Source organism: Flagellimonas olearia (assembly GCF_009184425.1).
In the GTDB taxonomy this organism is placed as follows: domain Bacteria; phylum Bacteroidota; class Bacteroidia; order Flavobacteriales; family Flavobacteriaceae; genus Flagellimonas; species Flagellimonas olearia.
This window is the reverse complement of sequence record NZ_WELG01000167.1, coordinates 1-328: the sequence shown is the minus strand read 5'-3', so window position 1 is coordinate 328 and position 328 is coordinate 1. Positions and strand designations below refer to the sequence as shown.

1 protein-coding gene is annotated in these 328 nt (G+C 61.3%); it reads right to left on the bottom strand.

Translation table 11 applies throughout. The features are described from left to right. Window positions 1-225 (bottom strand): ATP-binding protein (locus tag F8C76_RS19545; RefSeq protein ID WP_369126720.1); only part of this gene is annotated, 225 nt, incomplete at its 3' end. Between the last annotated feature and the right edge of the window lie 103 nt (window positions 226-328).

Genomic DNA, 328 nt, shown 5'->3' with positions numbered 1-328 from the left:
GCGGTGGCCCCGCGCGCAAACCACCGCTTGATTGTCACTGATTCCTGGACCTTGGTCCTCCACATGGATGTGCAGCTCACGGGTATTCGCCACTACGCGAATCCACACTTCCTTGCCCTTTGGTGTGTAACGCAACGCATTCTCCAGCAAGTTGCGTAATGCCAGGCTGGCCAGGGAGGGGGCTGCCAGTGTTATCCCGGCACACGCGTGGTCATCACGCTGCACGGCTTGCCGCTGCGGGTGTCCGGCCAGCTGGGCCAAACTTTCATCGATCACCTTTCTCACTAGGCGCGGCCGACTCTGTGGTAGTCCGTCTAGGCGGGCCAAG